Source organism: Brevundimonas vesicularis NBRC 12165 (assembly GCF_001592205.1).
Lineage (GTDB): Bacteria > Pseudomonadota > Alphaproteobacteria > Caulobacterales > Caulobacteraceae > Brevundimonas > Brevundimonas vesicularis.
Window position 1 is genome coordinate 87,019 of sequence record NZ_BCWM01000014.1, and the last position, 6,000, is coordinate 93,018.

General features: G+C 64.8%; 7 protein-coding genes. All 7 read left to right on the forward strand.

Features of this window, described 5'->3' with window-relative positions; genetic code table 11:
• Positions 1 to 2: 2 nt before the first annotated feature.
• Positions 3 to 1,430 carry a cytochrome ubiquinol oxidase subunit I gene (locus BVE01S_RS12305; protein ID WP_066627970.1) on the forward strand — a complete coding sequence of 476 codons (1,428 nt, stop codon included), beginning with the start codon at positions 3 to 5 and terminating at the stop codon, positions 1,428 to 1,430.
• Positions 1,420 to 2,421, forward strand: coding sequence for a cytochrome d ubiquinol oxidase subunit II (gene cydB, locus BVE01S_RS12310; protein ID WP_035308644.1), 1,002 nt, complete (start codon positions 1,420 to 1,422; stop codon positions 2,419 to 2,421). Before BVE01S_RS12305 ends, cydB begins: the two co-directional genes overlap by 11 nt.
• Complete coding sequence (locus BVE01S_RS16835; protein WP_137721941.1) at positions 2,421 to 2,549, forward strand: DUF2474 family protein; 129 nt, start codon at positions 2,421 to 2,423, stop codon at positions 2,547 to 2,549. Before cydB ends, BVE01S_RS16835 begins: the two co-directional genes overlap by 1 nt.
• A complete protein-coding gene (locus tag BVE01S_RS12315; protein ID WP_054764186.1) occupies positions 2,546 to 3,031 on the forward strand; it encodes a methyltransferase family protein in 486 nt (161 codons plus the stop codon). The genes BVE01S_RS16835 and BVE01S_RS12315 overlap by 4 nt, the downstream gene beginning before the upstream one ends.
• A gap of 315 nt (positions 3,032 to 3,346) precedes the next feature.
• Complete coding sequence (locus BVE01S_RS12320) at positions 3,347 to 3,889, forward strand: alginate export family protein (RefSeq protein ID WP_054764187.1); 543 nt, start codon at positions 3,347 to 3,349, stop codon at positions 3,887 to 3,889.
• A 179-nt stretch (positions 3,890 to 4,068) separates the two neighbouring features.
• Entirely contained in the window at positions 4,069 to 4,710 is a 642-nt protein-coding gene (locus BVE01S_RS12325; protein WP_066552783.1) for a TnsA endonuclease N-terminal domain-containing protein, read from the forward strand.
• The coding region (locus BVE01S_RS16840; protein ID WP_169802121.1) for a TnsB C-terminal domain-containing protein at positions 4,697 to 6,000 on the forward strand (1,304 nt) is incomplete at its 3' end. The genes BVE01S_RS12325 and BVE01S_RS16840, both read left to right, overlap by 14 nt.

Sequence of the window (6,000 nt, forward strand, 5' to 3'; positions counted from 1 at the left end):
CCATGGAACTTGACGCCCTGATCCTGGCTCGGATGCAGTTCGCCTTCACCGTCGCCTTCCACATCGTCTTCCCGGCCTTCTCTATCGGCCTGGCCAGCTATCTGGCCGTGCTGGAGGCCCTGTGGCTGAAGACAGGGCGCGAGCTCTATCTGAACCTTTTCAAATACTGGCTGAAGATCTTCGCCGTCGCCTTCGGCATGGGCGTCGTCTCGGGTCTGGTGATGTCCTATCAGTTCGGCACCAACTGGTCGGTCTTCTCCGACAAGGCCGGACCCGTCATCGGCCCCCTGATGGCCTATGAGGTGCTCAGCGCCTTCTTCCTCGAGGCGGGCTTCCTGGGCGTGATGCTGTTCGGCCTGAACCGGGTCGGCAAGAAGCTGCACTTCCTGGCCACCCTGATGGTCGCCATCGGCACCTTCGCCTCGGCCTTCTGGATCCTGTCCGTCAACAGCTGGATGCAGACGCCGCAAGGCTACGCCATCAACGAGGTCGGCCAGTTCATCCCGGCCGACTGGTTCAAGATCGTCTTCAACCCGTCCTTCCCCTATCGCCTCGCCCACATGCTGCTGGCGGCCTACCTGACGACCGGTCTGGTGGTCGGCGCGGTCGGCGCCTGGCACCTCATGAAGGAGCGGACCAACAAGGGCGCGCGCAAGATGTTCGCCATGGCCATGGGCATGATCCTGGTCGCCGCTCCGGTGCAGATCTTCATCGGCGACATGCACGGGTTGAACACCCTGGAGCACCAGCCCGCCAAGGTCATGGCGATGGAAGGCCACTTCGAAAGCCACCCGGACGGGGCGCCGCTGATCCTGTTCGGCCTGCCCGATCGCGAGGCCGCCACCGTCCATGGCGCGGTCGAGGTTCCGAAGCTGTCGTCCCTGATCCTGAAGCATGATCCAAACGCGCCTCTGGCCGGTCTCGACACCGTCGCCCGCGCCGACTGGCCGCCGGTGGAGATCGTCTTCTGGTCCTTCCGCGTCATGGTGGGACTGGGCATGGCCATCCTGCTGCTGGGGCTATGGGGGTTGTACGCCCGCCTGCGCAGCCGCCTCTATGACGCCCCCTGGCTGCACCGCTTCGCCCTGATCATGGGACCGATGGGGTTCGTCGCCGTGCTGGCGGGCTGGATCACCACGGAGGTCGGCCGCCAGCCCTGGACCGTCTACGGCCTGCTGCGCACCGCCGACAGCGCCGCGCCTCTGGCGGCGCCTGCCGTCGCGACTTCCTTGGCCGCTTTCGCCGTGGTCTATTTCACCGTCTTCGGCGCCGGGGTCTTCTACATCCTGCGTCTGATGAGCCATGCGCCTCATCGCGGCGAGCCGGGCGTGGCGGAAACGCCGATCCGCACGGCGGGCATCACGCCTGCCCCCGCCATCGACCCCGACCGTCCCATCCCGACTGGCGAGGAGACTGATCATGAGCGTTGATCTGACCCTGGTCTGGGCCGGTCTGCTGGCCTTCGCCGTCTTCGCCTACATCGTCATGGACGGGTTCGACCTGGGTGTCGGCATCCTGTTCCCGACACTGAAGGCCGGCGATCAGCGCGACAAGGCGATGAACTCGATCGCCCCGGTGTGGGACGGCAACGAGACCTGGCTGATCCTGGGCGGTGGCGGCCTGTTCGCGGCCTTCCCCCTCGCCTATGCGGTCCTGATGCCGGCGGTCTACACGCCGATCATCGCCATGCTGCTGGGGCTGGTCTTCCGGGGCGTCGCCTTTGAATACCGCTGGCGCACCGTGCGGGCCAAGCCCGTCTGGGATGTCGCCTTCTTCGGCGGCTCCCTCCTGGCCGCCTTCTCCCAGGGCGTCACCCTGGGGGCCATCCTGCAGGGGGTCGAAGTGTCCGGTCGCGCCTATGGCGGCGGCTGGTGGGACTGGCTCAGCCCCTTCAGCCTGCTGACCGGTGTGGCCGTCGTCGTCGGCTACGCCCTTCTCGGCGCCACCTGGCTGAACATGAAGACGGATGGCGCGCTCCAGACCCACGCCCGGTCCCAGGCCTGGAAGTTGGGGCCGGCGACCTTGCTGATGATCGGCGCGGTCAGCCTGGCCACCCCGTTCCTCGACGGCGAATACGCCCGCCGGTGGTTCGACTGGCCCGGCGTGCTTCTGACGGCCCAGGTGCCGTTGCTCGTCCTGATCGTCGCGGCCGCCTTCTTCTGGACCATGCGTCAGAAGCGTGAGGTCTGGCCCTTCCTGCTGTCGCTGGGCCTGTTCGCGGTGACCTTCGCCGGGCTGGGCGTCAGCGTCTTCCCTTACGCCGTACCCGACGAGATCACCCTCTGGCAGGCCGCAGCTCCCGCCTCCAGCCAGCTGTTCATGCTGGTCGGCGCCCTGATCCTGATCCCGATCATCCTAGCCTACACCGCCTACGCCTACTGGGTGTTCCGCGGCAAGGTCGGCGACGACGGTTACCACTGATGCGTCGCGGCTCCACAAACGGGCTCCGGCAGGGCCTCTGGTTCGTCGCGCTCTGGGCGCTGGGCGTGGGCGTCCTGGGCATCGTCGCCTATCTGCTGCGCGGCGTTCTCAAGCTGGCCGGGGGGTGAGCCCGCAGGCGCCGAACCGCTGGCCCTGGCCGCCGCTCATCACGGGCGGCGCCGTCCTTGTCGCGCTCATCACGGCGCGTCTGTGGTCCCCGCCCGCTCTCTTCCCCGGCGCCTTCGCCGCTGGCGGCCTCCTGGTCGGGCTCGCCCTTGGTTTGGACCTCTGGGCCATGCTGGTGATGCGGCGGTGGCGCGCCAACATCCTGCCGCACCGGGCGGCGACCGCTCTGGTCACGACCGGTCCGTTCGCCTGGAGCCGCAACCCGATCTATCTCGCCAACGGCCTGCTGCTGCTCGGCCTCGGCGGCCTGTTCGACAACGCCTGGTTCTTCGTGGCCGCCCCCGTCGCCGCCTTCGCCACCGACCGCCTCGCCATCCGGCGCGAGGAACGACACCTGACGGCCCTCTTCGGGCCAGCCTGGTCCGCCTACGCCGATCGCGTGGACCGCTGGTTTGGGCGGCGGATGCCGTCGCAATCACCTTAAGGCTGGCTTAAGCTTGGCCCGGCCTGTTGCGACAAAACGCAGCAGGAAACGACGATGGGAGACATCAAGAGGCCCGCGCCAACCACGGGAACGCTTGTCCGGTGCTGATGGGCCTCCTCATGAGCGGTGCGATCGCCGCCGCCGGGCAACCCACGGACGCCCAGGATAGCTGGCGCGTCTCCGGATCGGCGCGCGCGCGGGGAGAGACGCTGTCAGGCCAGTTTTGTCCGATGGCGGAGCCAAGCGACGCCGTCCTGACGACGCGGCTGACGCTGGCCGTCGAGCGGGATGTGGGTCACGTGACGTTCGGGCGAGGTGTTCGATTCGCGGGCGTTCGGGCAAGGTCCGCTGTCGTCGGTCGGCGTTGGCGAGGTCAATGCGCTGGAGTTGGTTCAGGCCTACGCCAAGATCCGTCTCGGCGCGCGACGTGAGCGGACACTGAAACTCGGCCGCTTCACCATGGATCTGGGTTCCAAGCGTTTCGTTTCTCGCCAGAATTTTCGCAACACCACCAACGCCTATACCGGCGCCCGTTTCGACACGCCCCTGGCCGACGGCGCGCTGACGGCCTTCTGGGTCATGCCGCAGGTGCGGTTGCCGGACGACAGGGCCGCCATCGAGGACAATCGGATCGCGTGGGATCGAGAGAGTTCCAACCTGCAGTTCGCCGGCCTGTTTTGGACTCGCGACCTCGGCCAGCGGCGGTCGCTCGACCTCTATGTCTACGGCCTGACCGAAAGCGATGACGCGGACCAGCAGACCCGAAACCGCCGGCTGGCGACGCCCGGCGTCCGTTGGCGCCATTCGCCGGCGGCCGGGGCGTGGGATGTCGAGGTCGAGGCGGCGGCCCAGGTGTGAGTTCCGGCACCCGATGCGACAAACCAAGCCTGAAATGACCCGTTAGCGGTGCCCAAAGCTCCGATTTCATCCACCAAAAACTGCGACAAAATCTAGGACTTTGGCAAATAATGCGACAAGATACCGAAGTGCATAAGCGCCGACGCATTCCGCCGGGCCGCCGCTCAGTGACAGGGCAGATGCCCTCGCGCTATCCGAGCGGACCGCTTCTTTACGAGTCCAAACTGGAACGCGATTTCCTGATGTCGCTGGAGGTGGACGGCCACATCCGCGACGTGGTCACTCAGCCGATGACGATCAGTCTTACGGTCGATGGCCAGGCGCGTACCTATACGCCCGACATCATGGCGGTCTGGCAGACACGCTCGCCTTGGCCTCACGGCTTTCGACGCGTGGTCTTCGAGGTGAAACCGCTGGCGATCCTACGCTCGGGGTATGGAACACTGGCGCCGAAGTACCGCGCCGCTCGTCGGTATTTCGCCGAGAGAGATGTCGGCTACCGCGTGGTGACCGAACGCACCATTCGCACACAGCGTCAGGTGAACGCCGAGCTGATCGCCCCGACCCTGCGAGGCAGCGTAGATCAGGAAATGGTGCGTCGGGTGCAGGCGATTGTCCTCGCCAAGGGGACGCACCGACTAGGCGACATCCGTTTCCGGCTGGAGGAGGAAGGGGCCATTCGCGGCGTCGTTATGGAAGCCCTCTATTACATGCTGGGTGCGGAGCTTCTGATTGGCGACCTCAACAAGCCTCTCACCGACGATACGCCTCTGACGTGGTGGGTGAATGCGAAAATCGGAGCATTGCTTGAAGGGACTTAGGTTAGACGCCGGCGTCAATGTCACGATCGGCAAGCGCCCTGCCACTATCGTTCGCGTACTCGACCTGGACAGTTATCTGGTCCGCTTCGAGAGCGAGGAACATCGCCTCGTCGGGCGTAAGGACATCGACGATCCACGAAGCGTAAGCGCACCGATCCGCACTCTGGACGACTATAGCGCTAAAGAGACCGAGGAAGCTTACCGTTGGTGGGAAGTCCTCAAACCCCTTCTCACCGGCGCCATCTCGCGTGGTGAAAAGTCGGACTTCATAATCGAAGCCGGCAAGGTGCTCGGGGTTGATCGAGCGACCGTCTATCGCCGTGTGAAAGGCTACACCGGCTCGGTCATGAGCTTGCTTCCCAAGGGCGGGCAAGGCGCGCGCGGACAGCGGCGTATGAGCGCCGAGCGAGACGCCCTCCTCGATGCCATCATCAGGAAGCATTACCTGGTCAAAAATCAGCCCGCCCCTATGACGGTGTACAAGGAACACCTCGAAATCGAATTCGCAAAGGCCGGTTTACGCCCTCCGGTTCTCGCCACCTTCTACGCTCGCATCGCGGCGCTAGACCCGATCGAGGTCATCGAGGCGCGCCAGGGCAAGCGGGCATCGCACGACGCTAAGAAGCGCCTGATGGGCAGCTATCCTTTCGCTGAGGCGCCGCTCAGTTCAGTCCAGATCGATTATTGGGATTACGATCTCGAAGTGGTGGACAGCGTTGATCGCCTCCCCATCGGCCGACCTCGGCTGACGATGGCGATCGACACATTCAGCTTCATGCCCATCGGCTACTATCTCTCTCTGGATCCTACCGGCGCCTCCAGCGCCGGTCTCGCGATTTTCCATTCGATCACACGCAAAGAACGATGGCTCGCCGACCTGGGCGTGGAGATGGAGTGGCCCGTTTGGGGCTTCCCTAAGATGATCCATGCGGACAATGCCAAGGAGTTCAGGGGCTCCATGCTTCGACAGTTCATGGCCAACGTGGACGGGGAGCTGATGAACCGGAAGGTCAAGACGCCTCGATATGGCCCCCACATCGAACGCTACTTTGGCAAGCTAGCGTTCAGCGTGAAGCACCTCCCTGGCGCGACCGGATCGAATATTCGCGAGCGCGCAAAGCTTCCCGACCCGAGGAAGTCCGCCAGCCTCACGCTTGGGGAGCTTGAACTCTACCTCCTCAGCGTCATCAAGGAACACATCAACACCAAGCATTCCACGCTCGGCATGACCCCGCTGGAGAAATGGCGCTCGTACTTCTTCGAAGGGACCAGGCAGATCAACAAGCTGCC